A 19,330-nucleotide genomic window follows, 5' to 3' on the forward strand; every position below is an offset into this window, starting at 1 on the left:
AATGAAAGAGCAAGCGTTGATGTTGCCCGAGGTGGCGGTGATCGGTGCCGGTGTCATCGGGTTGTGCAATGCCCTGACACTGCAGCGGGCAGGGTACCGGGTGACCCTGTTTGATCCGCACCCGCCCGGCAGCCAGACCTCCTCCGGTAACGCCAGTTATCTGGCCACGGAGCTGATAAGCCCGCTGGCAACCCCGGAGACACTGAAGCAGGCGCCCGGGTTATGGCTGGATCCCCATGGTCCCGTCGCCACCCCCCTGGCGTATTTCCATAAAGCCTTGCCCTGGTTGCTGCGGTTCGCCCGGGAGGGGAGCCACGCCAGGTCGGCGCGGGGGCGGCAGGCTCTGTATGAGCTGAACCGGCGGGCCCTGCCGGCGTGGCGCCGGTTGCTGTCCCGGCATGGCCTTGAACACCATCTCATTGCCTCGGGGTACCTCCAGTTGTGGCAACAGGCGAGGGGCCATGTGGCGGCGGAGCGGCATGCGGCCTATCTGCAGGACTGGAATATCAAGGCCGAGTTGATTGACGGTGGCGCGACGGCCGAGCTGGAGCCCGCCCTGGCGGGGCGGGTGGCCCATGCCATTTTCTACCCGGATGCCTGTCAGATGAACGAGCCTTACCGGCTGTCCCAGTCGCTGTATCGCAGCTTTATCGAACTGGGCGGCCACTATAGCTCCACCAGGGTGTCGGCCCTGGTGCCGGCCGCCGATCGGGTGGAACTGGTCACCGAGGCCGGGTGTGCCGTCTTTGCCAGGGCGGTACTCTGTGCCGGTGTCTGGAGCGCCAAGCTGCTGTCCGGCCTTGGAATGACGGTGCCGCTGGAGGCCGAGCGGGGATATCACATCACCTGGAAGTGCCCGCGACCGCCGTTGTCCCGCCCCATCGGCTCGGCCGAGCGACATATGGTGATGACGCCCCTGGCGGACGGCATCCGGACCGTCGGCTTCAGCGAATGGGGCGGGCTGGATGTGCCGTTCAAGCACAAGCGCATCGAGACCCTGCGCCGCCACAGCTGCGCGCTGCTCCCCGTGTTGGCCGGGCAGGGCTGGCCACAGCAGGAGTGGATGGGATTCAGGCCCACCTTGCCGGACTCGCTGCCGGTCATCGGGCGCCACGAGCAATACCCCTCGCTGCTGCTGGCGTTCGGGCACTCGCACCTGGGATTGACCCAGGCGGCCATCACGGCGGAAGTGATCTTGTCATTGCTGCAGCAAGGAAAGGCGCCCCCCTTGGATATTACGCCTTATCGGCTCGGCCGCTTTGGCACGGACACCAAGTAATGAGGGTAATATCGGTGCCATAAGAAAACCAAGGGAGGCTCACGGCGCTGGCGGTCGATCTCAGGACGGGTAGAATGGGAATATCTGCCAACAAGATGCTAGACACGTGGATAAAAAAAAACTGACCATAGCGCGGCTGGCGGAACTGGCCGGGGTGTCCAAGGCCACCGCCAGCCTGGTAATGAACGGCAAGGCCGGCCAGTACCGCATTGCCGATGAAACCCGCGAACGGGTAATGGCGGTGGCCAAGCGCTACCAGTACCAGCCCAACCTCCATGCCCGCGCCCTGGGCTCCCGTCGCAGCCATACCCTGGGGCTGGTGATCCCCGATCTCACCAACTTCGGCTTCGCCAGCATCGCCAAGGCCCTGGAATCCCGCTGCCGGGAAGCCGGGCTGCAGTTGCTGATCGCCAGTTCCGACGACGATCCTGAGCTGGAGCAGCAGGTGGTGGCGGGGCTGATCCAGCGCCAGGTGGATGCCCTGATCGTGGCCTCCAGCGCCACCGACGACAGCCCCTACCGCCAGTTGACCGAGCGATTGCCGGTGATCCAGCTCGACCGCCATATCGGCCAGTCGACTCTGCCGCTGGTGATTTCCGATGCCTGCCGGGCCACGGCGGAACTGGTGCAGTTCATGGCCCGGGGGCAGGAAGCGGTGTATTTTCTGGGCGGGCAACTGGCGCTGTCGCCCAGCCGCCACCGCCTGGCGGGCTATGAACTGGGGCTGCAGCGGGCCGGGATAGAAGCCAGGCCGGAATGGGTCTGGACGGCGGACTATCGCTCGGTGTCGGGTTACCGCATGATGGAGCAGCTGCACCTGGAGCTGGGCCGGCTGCCCGGAGCCCTCTTTACCGCTTCCTTTACCCTGCTGGAAGGGGTGCTGCGTTACCTGAACGAGCACCATTTGCTGGCCGAGCCCATCCGGCTCGGTACCTTCGACGATCACGAACTGCTCGACTGCCTGCCGATCGCGGTGGATGCGGTGGCCCAGGACTGCGACGCCCTGGCCGGGGCGGCCTTCGAGCTGTGCAGTTTGCTGCTGCAGGGGGAAACCCTGGTCAAGGCCGCCCATGTGGTGCCGACCAGGGTCCATTGGCGCAGCCGCGCTCAGCGCGAGGCGTAACTACCGGAGCGGGACAGGGAGGCGACCAGCAGTTGGGCTTCGCTGACGGAGTCCAGTGGCTCGACCAACACCTCGTCCTGCTGCCAGTCGATACGGGTGCCGGTGGCGGCGTAGAGCTGCTCGTTCAGGCTGTCCGGCGTGATCTGCTGCTGCAGTTCGGCCTTGCCGCCCGGCAGGTAGATGGTACCGTTGGAGAAGTCGACCGCGAAGGCCACCACTCCGGGCACGATAAAGAACAGCAGGCCGATGCCGTTGGCGATGGCCACCACCGGATCGATGCGGCCGCTGATCTGGCCCTTGCGTTCGGGATAGAAGATGGTGCCGCAGGCGGCCAGCTGGGTGGTGAGCACCCCGGCCAGGGCCAGCGCCAGCGACTTTTGTTTGAGCCCCGTCATACAGTTACCTCTGTGTGGTTAAACGCGGCTCCAGTTTATACGATAACGGTATTATCTGAATCCGTTTTTGGCGGGCTGTGACAGTGGCTGGCGCCGGTGCAACCGGCCATGGAAGGGAAAGCGCTAACGTAAGGCGTGCTGGTGTCCGGCCTTACGTTAGCGGGGATTCATGCCTTGAACAGCCGGTGGAAGGCCTCGGCGTGATCCTGGCTGGCCTGTTGCTTGTCGTCGAAAGCCTGGGTGACGTCTTCCAGGGAACAGGCGTCCTCCCTGAAATCCAGCACCTTGCGATCGTAATGATCGCTCGCCGCCTTCAGTTTCGCCCTTTTTTCCTGCAGTTCGTCCCAGGCGTCTTTGGTTGCTTCGCTGTACTTGGCCATAGAGTGCCTCCTGTGTCGTCGAGCCCCTATAGTGTAGTACGGGGTGCCGGGCCTGGCGGAGACCCCGCTTGCAATGGACCCTGCGACGGTGTTGCCGGAGATAGACAGGATGATGGTTTTCCGGAAAGCAAAAAGCCCACCGTGAGGTGGGCTTTTCGAGGGTATTTTGGTCGGCGTGAGAGGATTTGAACCTCCGACCCCTGACACCCCATGACAGTGCGCTACCAAGCTGCGCTACACGCCGAAATCGTCGTTGTGTCGACGGGGACGGATTCTAGGCAAGTGGCCGGAGGCTGTCAACACTCCATCCGGCCACCGTGGTGCGTTTGCCTGCTATTTGTGCATTAGCGGGTGAATTGTAACCGCTGGCCGAAGGCCTGCTCGCTGACCGTGCCGTTCTGGTAGGCAATCTGGCCGTTGACCAGGGTGGTGTCGACCCGGCTCTTGAGGGTGGTGCCCTCGAGCGGCGACCAGCCGCAGTGGTAGAGCAGGTTGTCCTTGCTGACCGTGGTCTGGTCGTTGAGGTCGAACAGCACCAGGTCGGCGAAATAGCCTTCGCGGATATAGCCGCGCTCCTTGATCTGATAACGCTCGGCCACCGCGTGGGAGGTTTTGCGCACTATGGTCTCCAGGCTGAAGATACCCTTGTGGTAGAACTCCATCAGCATCGGCAGGGCGTGCTGGCACAACGGCAGGCCCGAAGGGGCACCGAAATAGGAGTTCTGTTTGTCGACCCAGGTGTGGGGGGCGTGGTCGGTGGCGATGATGTCGATGATGTCCTGATTGACCGCGTCGATCAGCGCCTGCTGGTCGGCGGCGGTTTTGACTGCCGGGTTGCACTTGATCTGGGCGCCCAGGCGCTCGTAGTCGGCCTCGTTGTAGAACAGGTGGTGCACGCACACCTCGGCGGTGATGTTCTTGTCCTTCAGCTCGGCCAGGGAATGGCTGGCGGTAAAGTGACTCATCTCCCGGGCGGTGGTGAGGTGCAGCACGTGCAGCTTGGCCTGGTAGCGCTTGGCCAGGCTCACCGCCAGGGAGGAAGACAGATAACAGGCCTCGGCGCTGCGGATATGGCCGTGCTCGCTGAAGGGCACGGCGTCGCCGTATTTGGCGCGGGCCAGCTCTTCGTTATGCTTGATGGTGGGCGAGTCTTCGCAGTGGGTGGCGATGAGCACCGGGCTGTCGCGGAAGATGCCGGCCAGCGCCGCCTCGCTGTCGACCAGCATATTGCCGGTGGAAGCGCCCATAAACACCTTGACGCCGCAGGTCTGGTTGGCATCGAGTCGCTGGATTTGTTCCAGGTTGTCGTTGGTGCCGCCCAGGTAGAAGCTGTAGTTGCCCGCGGCCCGGCCTTCGGCCAGCTTGAACTTGGCTTCCAGCGCCTCCAGGGTGGTGGTTTGCGGGTTGACGTTGGGCATGTCCATGAAACTGGTGGTGCCGCCGGCCACGGCTGCGCGGGATTCTGACGCTATGTTGCCCTTGTCGGGCATACCGGGCTCGCGAAAATGCACCTGATCGTCGATCATGCCCGGCAGCAGGTGTTTGCCCGCGGCATCCAGCACCCGGGTGCCGGCCGCGGCCGCGAGGCCGAAGCCGATCTGGGCGATGCGTTCGCCTTCGATCAGCACATCCTGTATCTGGACACGGCCTTCATTGACCAGGGTTGCGTTTTTAATCAATAGTTTATTCATGGTGACTTCATTCCTTTGGCGGCTAACAAGGCTATAATAGCGAATCTTGTCCGGGGCCGACAGGCGCGGCCCGGCGATTTATCTCAAGGAGACAGGCAATGGCAGCAGAGACCATTTTCAGCAAAATCATCCGCAAGGAAATTCCCGCCGAGATCCTGTACCAGGACGAGCTGGTCACCGCCTTCCGCGATATCAATCCCAAGGCGCCGACCCATGTGCTGATTGTGCCCAATGTACTGATCCCCACCACCAACGAGGTGGAGGCCGAACATGAACTGGCCCTGGGCCGGTTGTTCACCGTGGCGCGCAAACTGGCGGCCGAGGCCGGCATCGCCGAAGACGGCTATCGCCTGATCGTAAACTGCAACCGCCATGGCGGCCAGGAGGTTTACCACATTCACATGCACCTGCTGGGTGGCCGTCCCTTGGGCCCCATGCTGGCTCGTTGAGGAGAGGCCGATGAGGTTTTACCGCGTTTCCCTGATCCTGGCGGCCGCCGTGCTCGGCGGCTGTACCCTGCCCAATCCTTACAGCTCGCAGCCGGCACCGGTTACCCCGGCCACGCCGGGTACCCAGCCGGCCGAGCCGGTGGTGCAGCCACCCCTGCGGCCGACACCGCCGCCGGTGATTGAACTGCCCGAGGCACCGGTGGTGACGCCCCTGCCCGAGATGAGCAGCGCCAACCTGCAGCAACTGGCCGACGGCCTGGCGGCACGGTTGCGCAACAGCGGCGCCATCAGTGAAGTGAACGGCGTAGTGTTGCTGGACGAAATCCGCAACCTGGCCGGCAGCCCGGTGGACACCCGCGGCCTGACCGAACGGCTGCAGGGCAACCTGGCGGGGAGCCTGCGCTTTGCCGACAGTGCCCGGGTCAGCAGCCTGCGCCAGCAACTGGCCTATCAGGACGGCCGGGCCGACATGGCCGCCCTGGTGCGCCTGGGCCGGCAGAGCGGCGCCGACTACTTGCTGTCCGGCAGCCTGAGCCGCAGCGGTTCGGGTTTCAGCCTGCAGGGGCAACTGATGGAGCTCGCCAGCGGCGAGGTGCTCTGGTCCGACAGCGTCAGTGGACGCTGAGCCACTGCTGGCCGCCCTGCCTGCCGAATGGCGGGGGCGGCTGACGCCCCTGGCGGGGGGCCTGACCAACCGCTGTTGGCGGCTGGATACGTCCCGGGGCGCCTACTGGCTGCGCCGGGGCTGTGCCGATCCGGCCGCCCTGGGCATAGATCGCCGGCTGGAGTTGCTTGCCCACCAGGCGGCGGCGGCCGCCGGGCTGGCGCTTGAGGTGCGCTTCGCCCGGCCCGAACTGGGCCTGCTGATCCTGGACTGGCGGGAGGAGCGCGACTGGCGGTACGGCAAGCCGGATTTGGAGCGGTTGATGAGCCGGGTAGCAGCCCTGCACCGGCTGCCGGTGACCTGGCCGGTGCTGGATTTGCCGACACGGGTGGGTCATTATTTGCGGCGGCTGGCGCCGGTGCCGGGTGAGCTCTCCCGGCTCTTGCCCCTGTTCGAGCGCAGCGAGCTGAATCCGTCCTTTTCCCCGGTGTTCTGTCATCACGATCTCAACGCCGCCAACCTGCTGGGCGAGCGGCCCTGGTTGCTGGACTGGGAATATGCCGCCCGGGGCGATGCCGCCTTTGAGCTGGCGGTAATCGCCGACAGCTTCAACCTGGGGCGGGCGGATTGCCGGGCGATGCTGGCCGCCTACCGGGCCGCCGGCGGAGAACTGAGCGAGGCACGATTGCAGGCCCGGTTGCCCTGGGTGTGGCTGCTGACGGCGCTGTGGGCGGCACAGCAATACCGGCACAGCGGCGTGCCGCTGTATCTTGAACAACAGCAACAGGCAGTGCATCGGCTCTGCCAATACCAAAGTGAACTGGAATGGGAGTGATGATGGGCCCTTTTATCCTCGACCTGCATGGCCACGAGCTGGAGGCGGAAGAGCGGGAGCTGCTCGAACACCCCGCCGTGGGCGGGATTATTTTTTTCAGCCGGAATTATCATGACCGGGCCCAGTTGAGCGCTCTGGTCAAGGCCATTCGCCAAGCCAAACCGGGCCTGCTGCTCACCGTGGACCACGAAGGGGGGCGGGTGCAGCGCTTTCGCGACGGCTTCTTCCCGCTGCCGGCACCGGGCCGGCTGGCCGGCCTGGATCACCCCGAGCTGCCTTCCCTGCTGGAGGATGCCGGCTGGCTGATGGCGGCCGAGCTGCTGGCCCACGATATCGATCTCAGCTTCGCCCCGGTGCTCGATCTGGAGCGGGGCAGCGAGGTCATAGGGGATCGCAGCTTCGGCCGGGAGCCGGAGCAGGTGATTGCCCGGGCCGGCGCCTACATTGGCGGCATGCGGGCGGCGGGCATGGCGGCGGTGGCCAAGCACTTCCCCGGCCACGGCAGCGTGCGCGCCGACTCCCACAAGGAGAGCCCGGTGGACGAGCGGGAACTGGGCGAGATAGAAGCAGCCGATTTGATGCCCTTCAAGGCCCTGATAAGCCAGGGCCTGGTGCAGGGCATGATGCCGGCCCACGTTATCTACCGGGCGGTGGACCCGGAGCCGGCGGGGTTTTCCCCATTCTGGATAAAGGAGATGCTGCGCCGCCGGCTCGGCTTCGAGGGACTGGTGTTTAGCGACGATCTGACCATGGAAGGGGCGGCGGTAGCCGGCGGCTATGCCGAGCGGGCCCGGCGGGCGCTGGCGGCGGGCTGCGACCTGCTGCTGGCCTGCAACCACAGGGCGGGGGCGGTGAGCATTATCGACAGCCTGCCCCATGATCTGGAGCGGGATCTGTCGCCCCTGCGCAAGCGGGACAACGCCGGCGCGGCCCACCTTTACGGCAGCCGGCGCTGGCGCGAGGCGAGCGAGCGGCTGCTGCGGATTTCCCGGGAGCAGGGCTGGTCCGGCTGAAGACCAAAAGTTGTTTCTATGTGAAAATGAAGTTGTGATTCAGGATGCAGCTTTTAGAATGGCTTCGCTCGGGACGGGCGAAGCCATGGAAGAATCTGCCGCTATGGGCGGGCCATAGCCGCAGGTTTTTACTTTAAACATTCAAGAGGTCAGACATGACAAGGATTATCGTGGTCGGCGGCGGCGCCGGCGGCTTGGAGCTGGTTACCAAACTGGGCCGGCAACTGGGACGCAAGGGCAAGGCGGAAGTGATATTGGTGGATCGCAACAGGACCCACCTGTGGAAGCCGCTGTTGCACGAAGTGGCGACCGGCGCCATGGACCCCGGCATCGACGGCCTGAGCTACCGCTCCCAGGCCCATAACCACGGCTTCAGCTTTCATCTGGGCACCCTTACCGGCATCGATCGGGAAGCCAGGACCATTACCCTGGCGCCCCTGCTCGACGACGGCGGCAAACCCATGGTCAGCGAGCGCCGGCTCAAGTACGACATCCTGGTGCTGGCCATCGGCTCCGTGTCCAACGACTTCGGCACCCCGGGGGTGCGTGAGCACTGCATTTTCCTCGACAGCCCGCAGCAGGCCGAGCGCTTCCACGACGAGCTGATGAACCGTTTTCTGCAGTATGCGGAAAGCGACACCGTGGATGAAAAGGTGGACATCGCCATCGTCGGCGGCGGCGCCACCGGGGTGGAGCTGTCGGCCGAGCTGTACAACGCGGTGGAGCACCTGGCGGCCTACGGCTTCAAGAAGCTGAACCGAAACTGCCTGCGGCTGACCCTGGTGGAAGCGGGGCCACGCATACTGCCAGCCCTGCCCGAGCGCATTTCCGCCATGGCCCACAAGGAGCTGCGCGAGCTGGGAGTGGATGTGCGCATCAACACCATGATAGTGGAGGCCACCAACGAGGGGCTCAAGACCAAGGAAGGCGAGCTGATCCCCGCCAAGCTGATGGTATGGGCGGCGGGCATCAAGGCGCCGGACTTTATGAAGGAGATTGCCGGGCTGGAAACCAACCGCATCAACCAGCTGGCGGTGACCAACACCCTGCAGACCACCCGCGACGACAGCATCTTCGTGATTGGCGACAGTGCTTTCTGCCTGCAGGACAACGGCAAGCCGGTGCCGCCCCGGGCCCAGTCGGCCCACCAGATGGCCAGCCAGGCCTACGACAACATCATGGCCAAGCTCAACAACAAGCCGCTCAAACCCTATGTGTACAAGGACCACGGCTCGCTGGTGAACCTGAGCCGCTACTCCACCGTGGGATCCTTGATGGGCAACCTGATGCGCGGCTCCATGATGGTGGAAGGGCGCATCGCCCGCACCGTGTACATTTCACTCTATCGCATGCACCAGGTGGCGCTGCACGGCTACACCCGCACCGGCCTGATGATGCTGGTGGGCCGCATCAACCGCTACCTGCGCCCGCGACTCAAGCTGCACTGATACTCAAGGCTGGAAGCCGGAAGGAACCCCCTCCTTCCGGCTTACAGACTGCGGACAAGCCGTTGCTTTTCTCTGTTGTCACTCCCGTGACGGCGGGGGTGCCAGTGCAATATGTCATGGCTCTCCTTCTTCTCACTCTGGTCATCTCCGTCTTCTCACCTTGGTCATTTCCGCGAAGGCGGAGATCCATATCGGTTCGCACCGGACTCCCGTTTTTGCCTGTGCGGTGCATAACGATGCTGTGGCGGTATTTTGCGCACAACTCCGATGGGTGTTATTCCGGCGCCGAACGGCATCGTTATTCGGTAAATAAGTGGCATAGTGACGGCATCATGAATGTCTTCATATGGAGACTAGAGATGGTGTGTGCATAATTAATGTCGCTGCTGGCATAATGACAGGTATTAAGATCTAAATTTAACTTTTACCTTGGTTTTTAATGTCAATAAAAAGTTAAATTGCGCTATTAAGTTTTGATTTTTTCCTTGTATAGTGACCGGGCCATCTGCAAGCCGGAAGGGGTTTCCGGCCGCTGACGCGCACCAAAGGAGCAGGTGGCAGCCCATTCAAGGAGAGCTACGAATGAAAATGACCCCCACCGTATTGGCCGCGGCCCTCGCCGCCTGTTTGACTACCCAGGCCCAGGCCGCTCCCATACTGCCGGTGACCGGTCTCGATACCAGCAGCCCTGTTTATCAGAGCACCAACGCCTGGATTGAAATCGACCAGGCCGCCTTCGAACACAATATCCGCACCCTGCAGGCCTTGCTGGACGGCCAATCCCAGATTTGTGCCATCATGAAGGCCGACGCCTACGGCCACGGCATTGCCAACCTGATGCCCTCGGTGATTGCCGCCGGCATTCCCTGCGTGGGCATTACCAGCAACGAGGAAGCCCGGGTAGTGCGGGAAAGCGGCTATGAAGGCCGCATTATGCGGGTGCGCAGTGCCACCCAGGCGGAAGTGCGCGACGGCCTGCAATATGACATGGAAGAGCTGTTCGGGGATATTGAAGCCGCCCGTCTGGCCGCCGCAGTGGCCAGCGCCGAAGGCAAGACCCTGCGCTACCACCTGGGGCTGAACGCCGGCGGCATGAGCCGCAACGGCATGGAAGTGGCCACCGACGAAGGCAAGACCGAAGCCCGTGAGCTGCTGGCGCTGCCCGGCCTGGAGCTGGTGGGCATTATGACCCACTTTTCCCATGAGGAGGTGGACGAGGTGAAGAAGGGGCTGGCCCTGTTCCAGGAGCAGTCCCAGTGGCTGATTGAAGACGGCAAGCTGGACAGATCCAAGCTGACCCTGCATACCGCCAACTCCTTCACTACCCTGGAAGTGCCGGAAACCCGGCTCGATATGGTGCGCCCGGGCGGTATCATCTACGGCGACACCATCCCCAGCTATACCGAGTATAAGAAGGTGATGTCGTTCAAGACCCGGGTGGCCTCGGTGAACAACTATCCGGCGGGCAGCCAGGTGGGCTACGACGGCACCTATACCCTGGAGCGGGACTCGCTGCTGGCCAACCTGCCCATGGGCTACTCCGACGGCTACCGCCGGGTGTTTACCAACAATGCCCATGTGGTGGTGAACGGCCAGCGTGCCCCCGTGGTGGGCAAGGTGTCGATGAACACCACCATGGTGGACGTGACCGATATTCCGGGCGTGAAGCCGGGTGACGAGGTGGTGCTGTTCGGCAAACAGGGCGGAACGGAAGTCACCCAGGACGAGCTGGAAGACGCCAACGACGCCCTGCTGGCGGACCTGTACACCGTGTGGGGCAACTCCAATCCCAAGATACTGAAGCGCGCGCAATAAAAGCGGGAAGCTGAATGCAGCCGGAAGCGAGGATAAAAACCGCTTCCGGTTTTTTATTGCCGCCGGCCACCTGGTCACTCCTGCGAAGGCGGGAATCCATCCACGGGCCAGCCAGCGAAATGACCCTTACCGTCCGGCAACCGGCCCGATTGGCCCAGGATTCAAGAGGAAGAAGACCGCTCGCTTTCCCGTTTCATCAACACCAAGGTAAGGTACATCTTGGTGGGCAGGGAGAGGATCATCCCCACCGCCACGCAACCGGCGCTGAGCAGAATACCCTTCACCCCCAGTGGCGCCATATGGGCGCTGTTGTGCAGGTACACCCCCAGCAAAATCAGGCCGATGCCCACCAGCATCACCCCCTTTAGCACCCGGATAAGCAGCTCGTCGGACATGGCCCCTCCCGTAAACCAGCCGGTACCATGGCACCAGCCTAGCGCGGGGGAGGAGGGCGGGAATTGATTTAAGTCATATACTCACTGCGACAGGGCGAGATCGTTTGGGTGGCATGGCTCATCTCATGTTGCTAATACAACGTTTTGCCGATTGACTAATAGCCGAAAGTCGATGAACATCATGGATAACGCCCAAGTAACGCTCGCTTCGTATTAGTTCTCGATCACCTTTTCACCACAAGTTTCACAAATGCGGTGACGAGAAAATTCATCCATTGAAGCCACGAAAGCACCTAAAAACCATCCTTTTACTACGCCAGATATGAACTCTTTAAATTTTCCATTTTGTTCATTTTTGAATGCACTAGTTTTTCTGACTAGAACTACAACATGGCGAGTTTCTGTACCACAAGATGCACAATGACAGATTTCTACCGTTGGGGACATGGTATTTTACTCCGTAGAATACTGGCGCTGTAGTCTCCGGAAAATAGTGAGCACCAGCGAGTTATTTTTCCGGTGCAGTAACTTGTTAGCGGCCCACAGCTAACCTTAGCGGCACCGCCGTACTGGCCAAGCCTAGCTGAGAGCTACTGTGCAAACCATTCATTAGCCAAGTATTACCGGGTGATGTGGAGATTTACAGTGATGACCTTGTCAGTCAGTATAATATTGCACGCCAATCTGAATGCGCTGGCGGTCATTTTCTACTCGCCAGCGGTTGGTATCTCGTAGGGAATAGATGCATCCACAGTACTCTTGTTGATAAAACCGTTCTCGTTTGGCTAATTCAACCATCCGATTGGCTCCACCTTGCTTACGCCAGTTAAATGTCCAGTAAGTGAGTTCGGGATAGCGTGCTGCCGCGCGCTGCCCACAGTCATTGATTTGCTGCATATTTTTCCAACGAGAGATTCCTAAGCAACTGGTAAAGGTATCGAATCCGTTTTCATGGGCATACAGCGCGGTGCGTTCAAAGCGCATATCAAAACATTCAGTACAACGTATGCCGCGCTCAGGCTCCCATTCCATACCTTTTACTCGGTCAAACCAGTTGCTTGCATCGTAATCAGCATCAATAAAAGGAATGCCGAGCTTTTCAGCAAAACGGATATTTTCCTCTTTGCGGATCAAATATTCTTTTTCGGGGTGAATATTCGGATTGTAGAAGAATACCGTCAGTTTAATACCCGCTGCAACGATGCGTTCCATGACATCTCCTGCGCAAGGTGCGCAGCAAGAGTGCAGCAGCACGCTCCCTGATGTAGTGGGTGTTTCCAATACAATGCTTTGTAAGTTAGACATAAGTTAAATGGATAACTGGTTAGCGATTGCGCTCATTGTATCAATATGCTAATCGCTTTGCGAGCATCGGGGGTCACGAGCATCGGGGGTCAGGTCTTGCCTTTTGCCTCTCGCGTTGTTGCGTTGGCGGCAACCTTTGCCTGCCGTCATTGGACTCGGAAATAGAGTCACATCGATTACCCCTTTTCGTCCGTCAGTGACGGAAACTCATTTAATAAAAACTGCCATACCGCCTGCGCGGCCCGGGTGCGTTCGCCAACACACACCAGATTAACCGGACTATGTTCCGGATGACGCCAGTCGGTCAGCACGGGGGTCAGCAGCCCTGCATCACACTCGCGCGCAATAAATTTGGGGTCGATCATAATGATGCCCAACCCGGCACAGGCAATATCCACAAGGGCGCGGCTGTTGTCGGTTTTAATCGCCGGTGTTACTTCCCGTATTTCGGTCCGGCCGTTGCTGCTCTCAAATGGCCAAAAGGTATGGGAGCCAAATACCAGACAGTTGTGGCGGGCCAGATCGTGAGGCGATTCCGGTGCGCCGTGGTCGGCCAGATACTGCGGCGAGGCAAACCAGCCCCAGCGTTTTTCACCGATGTTACGCGCAATCAGCGACGAGTCGGGCAGTTGCCCGATGCGGATGGCAATATCCACTTTCTCGGCCAGCAGGTCGACGGTGCGGTCTTCCAGACTCAGCTCGAGTTCAATGTCCGGATACATACGGCGCAGGCGGCCCAGCAGCGGCACCAGAAACACCTGGCCCATCAGAACGCTGGCGCTGATTTTTACCTTGCCCCTGGGCGTGGCCTGCATATCGTCAACCAGCCCATGCAGATTGGCCAGCACCGAGCCCAGCTCGCCGGTGCCGATCAGCAGGTTGCGGCCAACATCGGTCAGTTGCAGCTGGCGGGTAGATCGCTGCAGCAGGGGCTGGCCGACAAATTCTTCCAGCTGGCGGATTTTCTTGCTGACCGATGAGCGCGGCAGGCCGAGCTCGCTGGCCGCGGCCTGAAAACTGCCCCGTTCGGCCACCAGATGGAACACGTGTAGCAACGGCAGGTTGAGGTAAGACATCATCAGCCCTTTATTTGTTTCTTTTCTGGAATCAGTAAGTGAGCATATTGATGCCTTATTGATGACGGAGCAAGTTGCTAAGCTGCCGGGCATACAACACAGCACAGAGGAAAACGCGTATGAACGGAAAGACAATTCTGGTTACCGGCGGTACGGCGGGCATTGGCCGCGCCCTGGCGCAAGCGCTGACGGTGAAAGGAGCTAAGGTCATCATCACCGGACGCGATCGGGCAAGGGTTGAGCAGGCTGCCGCCGCCATTGGCTGTGCCGGTTATGTCGCCGACAGCGCCAACAGCGCTCAGTTAAAACAGCTGGCGACGGCACTGCAGCAAGACCATATCCGTCTGGATGGCCTGGTGCTGAATGCCGGGGTGTTCTACCCCGACGCCGTAACCGCCACCACGGAGGAAGCCTTTGACCTGACCATGGCGATTAACACCAAAGGCCCGTTTATTACCCTGCAACAACTGCAGCCGCTGCTGAACAACCCGTCCAGCGTGGTGTTTGTGTCCAGTATCGTGGTGACCAAAGCTTTCCCGAATGCGGCCGTTTATGCCGCCAGCAAGGCCGCCTTTGAAGCCATTGTACGGGTGGCCAACCTCGAGTTTGCCCCCTCCGGTATCCGTATTAACTCCATCCGCCCTGGGGTAACGGCGACCGATATTCAGGGCAAGGCCGGCATGAGCGCCGAGCAGCAGGCGGAGCTGTTCTGCTCTATGAGCGGCACTGTGCTGGGCCGGGTGATGACGCCGGAAGATCAGATAGGCGCGATTGAATTCCTGCTGTCTGACCAGTCGCTGGCAATGCGTAGCGCCGTAGTGGAAGTGGATGGCGGCTTCCTGCTGTAAGGACAAGACCTGGCCCCGGGCCTCGCTTGGCAAAGGGTGCCGCCTATGAGTAACCTCTTTAGGCGGCACTGCCTTAAATGACGGTTAACAGGACTTAACGTGCATATTTCTCGGCGCGCTTGCCGCGTAATACTTTTTTCTTCGGCCCGGTTTTTTTCGGGGTGTTGGTCTTTTTCAGACGCACAGGTTTCGCGGCGGTCTTGTTGCCGGATTCATTAGCCGAGCTGGCGCGGCGTGACTTGCCTTTGGACTGGGGGTTGCCCGAGCCTTCCAGCTCAATCACGGTTTCACTGGCCCGGTTTGAACGCCCGGACAATACCTTGCGCGAGATGCTTTTTAACAGGGTGCCCCGGTTGCTCACTTCAAAGCCCGGCTTAATGATGCGCTTGATCTCGCTGCCAATCAGCTTTTGAATGCGCTCCAGGGTTTGCTCTTCTTCCCGGCTGACGAAGGAAATGGCATTACCTGCCGCCCCTGCGCGACCCGTGCGACCGATGCGATGCACGTAATCTTCAGGCAAGTAAGGCAAGTTGAAATTCACTACATAGTCAAGGCCCTGAATATCCAAACCCCGGGCGGCCACTTCGGTGGCGATCAACACCTGTAACTTGGCGGATTTAAAATCGGCGATGGCGCGACGTCTCGACCCCTGGCTTTTGTCGCCATGGCAAACAGCAGCTTCAATGTTGCTTTTTTTCAGGCCGGCCAATAGCCGGTCGGCCTGTTCCTTAGTACTGGTAAATACCAGCACCTGGAACCAGTTTTTCTCTTCCAGCAGCTGTTCAAACAATTCGATTTTACGACTTTCTTCTACCGGATATACCACATGTCGGACGGTATCGGCCGTGCTGTTTATTTTGGTGACACGGATTTGCTGATGATTATGCAGGATTTTATGGGACAACTCATTGACCGCGGGGGAAGTCGTGGCGGAAAACAGCAGGGTTTGGCGGGTTGGTGCGGTCAGTTGCATCAACTTCAGCACATCGGCGATAAAGCCCATATCCAGCATGCGGTCGGCTTCATCCAGCACCACAAATTCAACGTCACTCAATGCTACGTTGCCCAGGGTGATGTGCTCCAGCAAGCGGCCGGGGGTGCTGATCACCATATCAACGCCCGCTTTTAATTTGTTGGCCTGGCCCCCCATTTTAACGCCGCCGTAGAGCGCCGTGACACTGACCGGCAAAAACCGCGCATAGGCGCCGATGGCATCGGCCAGTTGCTCGGCCAGCTCGCGGGTTGGCGTCAGGATCAAGGCGCGGGGGCGTCGCTCGACCCTGGCCTTGGGGTTATCCAGCAGGCGTTGTAATACGGGAATGGCAAAGGCGGCGGTTTTGCCGGTGCCGGTTTGGGCGGTCACCTGCAAATCCTTGCCGCGCCGCGCGGGCACTATGGCCTGGGCCTGTACGGGGGTCATAGCACTGTAGCCACATTCTACAAGAGCGCGCTGTAGATCCGGGGCCAGATCCAGAGATGAAAATTGCATAAGAGTTCCTCTGTAGAGTCGCTACAGTCAAAAAAACGAGGGCAGAATATACAGGATTTTGGCGGTGGAGGAGAGGATTGTTTGTGGTTTTGGCGAAATTTTGCCCAGTGAGCCAGGGGCGGCGACAGGGTCCTGCTTCGGGTCGTCTTCGCCCTGCCCGGCGGCGGTGCCGTGGCAGGGGTTCTACGACCCGTGGCCTCAGCCGATGCCAGGCCTACCTGAGGCCGGGCATATCGATGCTGCTTAGCCTTTTTCAGCCTCGTCGCCGGCGGCACTTGAGCGCGGCTGATGGTTACAGGCCCTGGCGAGGATCTCTACATAGAAGCCGGGCAGTTCCTGCGCCACGGCGGCATCGATATGGGTATTGATTTCAGAGGTGTGGATCTTTTCCGCTACTTCCTCTGAGGCACCAAAGCGGCAATCGAAGGTCCAGTAGTCCATGCCCGCCGGCAGCGTCTTGCGGCGCTCTCTGTTCAGGTACTTTTTAATATCATGCTTGATTGAGTCCACCAGGCGAGCCGGTTTCAGCCTGGGGTGAGTCAAAGCGATTGTCTTTTTCATCAAAATTCCTACGGATGTGCACTCAAGAGTAAAAGCTGGATAAGCCTTTAGACGCACATTCTACATGGGTTGGCGGAAGATAACCGCCAGTTTCTGAAATTTTCCGTCTGGAAAGGGGAGTCAATCAGGTTTGTTAGGGGAGGGCTGGGTCAGGCCAGATGATAGTGAATGGGGCTGTAAAATGTAAGGGCTGACCCCTTTATTTCCTCTGGCATAGGCTCTTAAGCCGAGAGGCAGGGGCAAAAGGCAAGACCTGACCCCGAACCAGGTGAACCGCCCGAACCGCGCGATCCGTGACCTATGTGTGTCGTCGTACAGATGGTCGGGATGTTATTACCCATAATGAACATACTTGGCAAGAAGGTGGAAGCACCCCATATCGGCTCGCCATATCGCCCCTTTTAACGAGAAAGCGCTGCTCGACAAGGATCACTCTCCCTTCCTGGTCAGAACCATTCCCAATCACAGCTGGCGCACTGGCTAGCCCGCCGGGAATTCCTCAATTACCTACAGCGTGAAGAAAACCGCGCTGGCACCGTTGATTTCAGACAACCGTCATCACGCCCGGGCAGTGCTGATTCAGGAGAACCGATATGAAACTTCGCATGTGCCTTTTCAGGAAGCCCGTGGTGATTCTGGCCTCACTGTCATTGATGAGCCCGGGCTTTGCCCAAGAGACGCTGTCGTCGGCTACCGACTCAGAGAACAATGAGCTTGCTCAAGTTGCTGAATTTACCGATAAAACAGAGGAGGCGATCCTGGTCGAGCAGTTGACCACCGAGCAGGCCGAAGCCGAGGCCCTGGCCGAGCAGCAGGCCATCGAGCAGGCCGAAGCCGAGGGCCTGGCCGCACAGCAGGCCATCGAGCAGGCCGAAGCCGAGGCCCTGGCCGCACAGCAGGCCATCGAGCAGGCCGAAGCCGAGGCCCTGGCCGCACAGCAAGCCATCGAGCAGGCCGCAGCCGAGGCCCTGGCCGAGCAGCAGGCCATCGAGCAGGCCGCAGCCGAGGCCCTGGCCGCACAGCAGGCCGCTGAGCAGGCCGCAGCCGAGGCCCTGGCCGAGCAGCAGGCCATCGAGCAGGCCGCAGCCGAGGCCCTGGCCGCACAGCAGGCTATCGAGCAGGCCGCAGCCGAGGCCCTGGCCGAGCAGCAGGCCATCGAGCAGGCCGAAGCCGAGGCCCTGGCCGCACAGCAGGCCACCGAGCAGGCCAAAGCCGAGGCCCTGGCCGAGCAGCAGGCTACCGAGCAGGCCAAAGCCGAGGCCCTGGCCGCACAGCAGGCCATCGAGCAGGCCGAAGCCGAGGCCCTGGCCGAGCAGCAGGCCATCGAGCAGGCCGAGGCAGACGCGGAGGTCCTGGCCGAGCAGCAGGCTACCGAGCAGGCCAAAGCCGAGGCCCTGGCCGCACAGCAGGCCATCGAGCAGGCCGAAGCCGAGGCCCTGGCCGAGCAGCAGGCCATCGAGCAGGCCGAGGCAGACGCGGAGGTCCTGGCCGAGGCAGAGGCCGCCGCCCTGGCCGCTGTCGCCGCCCTCGATACCCAGGAAGCCAGCATGACATCCGAAACGGTGGTGACCTCGGATACCACCCGGACCAGCGATCAGGAAGTCAAGACCGCGACGGCGTCAGAAGCAGATGATGACAACAGCCAGATATGGAAATACCTGGGAGCCGCGGCGGCGGGTGCCGTCGTCGGTGCCTTGATCCCTCAACTTGGTGGGCGGGTCGTCGAGAATCAAGGCGACCGTATGATCGTTGAGCGCGATGGTGAGTTGCATGTGCGCAAGGACGAGAATCTCCTGTTACGTCGTCCCGGGGTAACCGAGACCACCGAATCCTTTGCCGATGGCATCACCCGCTCCACCGTCACTCGCGAGGATGGCAGCCGGATCGTGACCATCCGTGATTCCGGTGGTTTCGTCCTCCAGCGCACTCGCTATCTACCCGATGGCACCGCTATCGTGCTGATCGACGAAACACGCAAGGCCGATAGCTGGGTGCCTTCCGTCGACCTTGAGGAATCCCTGCCTCCCCTGCACTACGACTTGCCGGAAAATCGCTACGTGGTCGACTACCGTCGGGCCGATGAGGACATCCTGCGCCAGGCACTGCTGGCACCACCGGTACAGGAGTTCGATCGAGTCTTCACGCTCCGCCAGGTACGCGAAAACTTCCGAGTCCGAGCCATCATGCCGCGTATCGATCTCGACGTTATCCAGTTCGCTACCGGCTCGTCGGCCATTCAGCCCTCCGAGGCCGAAGCGCTGAAGCTGATCGGCAACACCATGGCCGACATCATCGAGCAGCACCCGAGTGAGATTTTCCTGGTCGAAGGCCATACCGATGCCGTTGGATCGGATTTGATGAACCTCGGACTGTCCGACCGGCGAGCAGAAGCCGTCGCCCTGGCACTGACCGAATACTTCGCCATTCCCCCGGAGAACCTGATCGTACAGGGCTATGGTGAGCGCTATCTGAAAGTGGATACGCAGGGACCCAGCCAGGAAAACCGACGCGCCAGCGTCCGGCGAATCACCCCGTTGATCGATGCAAGCCTGGTCAGCCGCTGAGAAGCCAAGGCACCGGAAAAGCCGACAGACAAGGTGTTCTGTCGGCTTTTTGATGAGGAA

Annotated in this window: 19 protein-coding genes and 1 tRNA gene; 10 read left to right on the forward strand and 10 right to left on the reverse strand. The window is 60.8% G+C overall.

Annotation, left to right across the window (positions count from 1 at the left end):
- Position 1 precedes the first annotated feature (1 nt).
- Both ACEVBK_RS07375 and ACEVBK_RS07380 read left to right on the forward strand, forming a co-directional pair.
- A complete protein-coding gene (locus ACEVBK_RS07375; RefSeq protein WP_375057961.1) occupies positions 2-1,279 on the forward strand; it encodes an NAD(P)/FAD-dependent oxidoreductase in 1,278 nt (425 codons plus the stop codon).
- A 106-nt stretch (positions 1,280-1,385) separates the two neighbouring features.
- Entirely contained in the window at positions 1,386-2,402 is a 1,017-nt protein-coding gene (locus ACEVBK_RS07380) for a substrate-binding domain-containing protein (protein ID WP_375057962.1), read from the forward strand.
- On the opposite strand, the gene ACEVBK_RS07385 is transcribed toward ACEVBK_RS07380, so the two are convergent.
- The 4 genes from ACEVBK_RS07385 to ACEVBK_RS07400 form a co-directional block, all read right to left on the reverse strand.
- The gene (locus ACEVBK_RS07385) at positions 2,387-2,797 is read right to left on the reverse strand and encodes a hypothetical protein (RefSeq protein ID WP_375057963.1); all 411 of its coding nucleotides are present in this window, start codon (positions 2,795-2,797) and stop codon (positions 2,387-2,389) included. The genes ACEVBK_RS07380 and ACEVBK_RS07385 overlap by 16 nt on opposite strands.
- 167 nt (positions 2,798-2,964) lie before the next feature.
- Positions 2,965-3,177, reverse strand: a complete 213-nt coding sequence (locus tag ACEVBK_RS07390; protein WP_375057964.1) for a hypothetical protein — start codon at positions 3,175-3,177, stop codon at positions 2,965-2,967.
- 167 nt (positions 3,178-3,344) lie between these two features.
- Positions 3,345-3,421, reverse strand: a tRNA-Pro gene (locus tag ACEVBK_RS07395).
- Positions 3,422-3,521: 100 nt separating this feature from the next.
- Positions 3,522-4,868, reverse strand: coding sequence for a dihydroorotase (locus ACEVBK_RS07400; RefSeq protein WP_375057965.1), 1,347 nt, complete (start codon positions 4,866-4,868; stop codon positions 3,522-3,524).
- A gap of 98 nt (positions 4,869-4,966) precedes the next feature.
- On the opposite strand from ACEVBK_RS07400, the gene hinT reads away from it, so the two are divergent.
- The 6 genes from hinT to alr all read left to right on the forward strand — a co-directional run bounded on the left by hinT (position 4,967) and on the right by alr (position 11,032).
- Positions 4,967-5,317 (forward strand): purine nucleoside phosphoramidase, encoded by a 351-nt coding sequence (gene hinT, locus ACEVBK_RS07405; protein ID WP_375057966.1) that lies wholly within the window; start codon positions 4,967-4,969, stop codon positions 5,315-5,317.
- Between the two features lie 10 nt (positions 5,318-5,327).
- The gene (locus tag ACEVBK_RS07410) at positions 5,328-5,942 is read left to right on the forward strand and encodes a penicillin-binding protein activator LpoB (protein WP_375057967.1); all 615 of its coding nucleotides are present in this window, start codon (positions 5,328-5,330) and stop codon (positions 5,940-5,942) included.
- The gene (locus ACEVBK_RS07415; protein WP_375057968.1) at positions 5,932-6,756 is read left to right on the forward strand and encodes a phosphotransferase; all 825 of its coding nucleotides are present in this window, start codon (positions 5,932-5,934) and stop codon (positions 6,754-6,756) included. Before ACEVBK_RS07410 ends, ACEVBK_RS07415 begins: the two co-directional genes overlap by 11 nt.
- The gene (gene nagZ, locus ACEVBK_RS07420; RefSeq protein ID WP_375057969.1) at positions 6,756-7,769 is read left to right on the forward strand and encodes a beta-N-acetylhexosaminidase; all 1,014 of its coding nucleotides are present in this window, start codon (positions 6,756-6,758) and stop codon (positions 7,767-7,769) included. The genes ACEVBK_RS07415 and nagZ overlap by 1 nt, the downstream gene beginning before the upstream one ends.
- Before the next feature lie 155 nt (positions 7,770-7,924).
- On the forward strand, positions 7,925-9,217 hold the full coding sequence (locus tag ACEVBK_RS07425) for an NAD(P)/FAD-dependent oxidoreductase (protein ID WP_375057970.1): 1,293 nt from the start codon (positions 7,925-7,927) through the stop codon (positions 9,215-9,217).
- A 582-nt stretch (positions 9,218-9,799) separates the two neighbouring features.
- Positions 9,800-11,032, forward strand: coding sequence for an alanine racemase (gene alr, locus ACEVBK_RS07430; RefSeq protein ID WP_375057971.1), 1,233 nt, complete (start codon positions 9,800-9,802; stop codon positions 11,030-11,032).
- 161 nt (positions 11,033-11,193) lie between these two features.
- Here alr and ACEVBK_RS07435 read toward each other — a convergent pair whose 3' ends face one another.
- The 4 genes from ACEVBK_RS07435 to ACEVBK_RS07450 all read right to left on the reverse strand — a co-directional run bounded on the left by ACEVBK_RS07435 (position 11,194) and on the right by ACEVBK_RS07450 (position 13,811).
- Complete coding sequence (locus tag ACEVBK_RS07435; RefSeq protein ID WP_375057972.1) at positions 11,194-11,427, reverse strand: hypothetical protein; 234 nt, start codon at positions 11,425-11,427, stop codon at positions 11,194-11,196.
- Positions 11,428-11,640: 213 nt separating this feature from the next.
- Positions 11,641-11,874 (reverse strand): hypothetical protein, encoded by a 234-nt coding sequence (locus ACEVBK_RS07440; protein ID WP_375057973.1) that lies wholly within the window; start codon positions 11,872-11,874, stop codon positions 11,641-11,643.
- Positions 11,875-12,084: 210 nt separating this feature from the next.
- Entirely contained in the window at positions 12,085-12,732 is a 648-nt protein-coding gene (locus ACEVBK_RS07445; RefSeq protein ID WP_375057974.1) for an epoxyqueuosine reductase QueH, read from the reverse strand.
- Positions 12,733-12,908: 176 nt separating this feature from the next.
- Complete coding sequence (locus ACEVBK_RS07450) at positions 12,909-13,811, reverse strand: LysR family transcriptional regulator (RefSeq protein ID WP_375057975.1); 903 nt, start codon at positions 13,809-13,811, stop codon at positions 12,909-12,911.
- A gap of 116 nt (positions 13,812-13,927) precedes the next feature.
- On the opposite strand from ACEVBK_RS07450, the gene ACEVBK_RS07455 reads away from it, so the two are divergent.
- Positions 13,928-14,656 (forward strand): SDR family oxidoreductase, encoded by a 729-nt coding sequence (locus ACEVBK_RS07455; protein ID WP_375057976.1) that lies wholly within the window; start codon positions 13,928-13,930, stop codon positions 14,654-14,656.
- Between the two features lie 94 nt (positions 14,657-14,750).
- Here ACEVBK_RS07455 and ACEVBK_RS07460 read toward each other — a convergent pair whose 3' ends face one another.
- Positions 14,751-16,145 carry a DEAD/DEAH box helicase gene (locus tag ACEVBK_RS07460; RefSeq protein ID WP_375057977.1) on the reverse strand — a complete coding sequence of 465 codons (1,395 nt, stop codon included), beginning with the start codon at positions 16,143-16,145 and terminating at the stop codon, positions 14,751-14,753.
- Between the two features lie 243 nt (positions 16,146-16,388).
- A complete protein-coding gene (locus ACEVBK_RS07465; RefSeq protein ID WP_375057978.1) occupies positions 16,389-16,706 on the reverse strand; it encodes a DUF6172 family protein in 318 nt (105 codons plus the stop codon).
- A 593-nt stretch (positions 16,707-17,299) separates the two neighbouring features.
- On the opposite strand from ACEVBK_RS07465, the gene ACEVBK_RS07470 reads away from it, so the two are divergent.
- Positions 17,300-19,270, forward strand: a complete 1,971-nt coding sequence (locus tag ACEVBK_RS07470; protein WP_375057979.1) for an OmpA family protein — start codon at positions 17,300-17,302, stop codon at positions 19,268-19,270.
- The last annotated feature ends 60 nt before the right edge of the window (positions 19,271-19,330 follow it).

The organism is Zobellella sp. DQSA1, assembly GCF_041950555.1.
In the GTDB taxonomy this organism is placed as follows: Bacteria; Pseudomonadota; Gammaproteobacteria; order Enterobacterales; family Aeromonadaceae; genus Oceanimonas.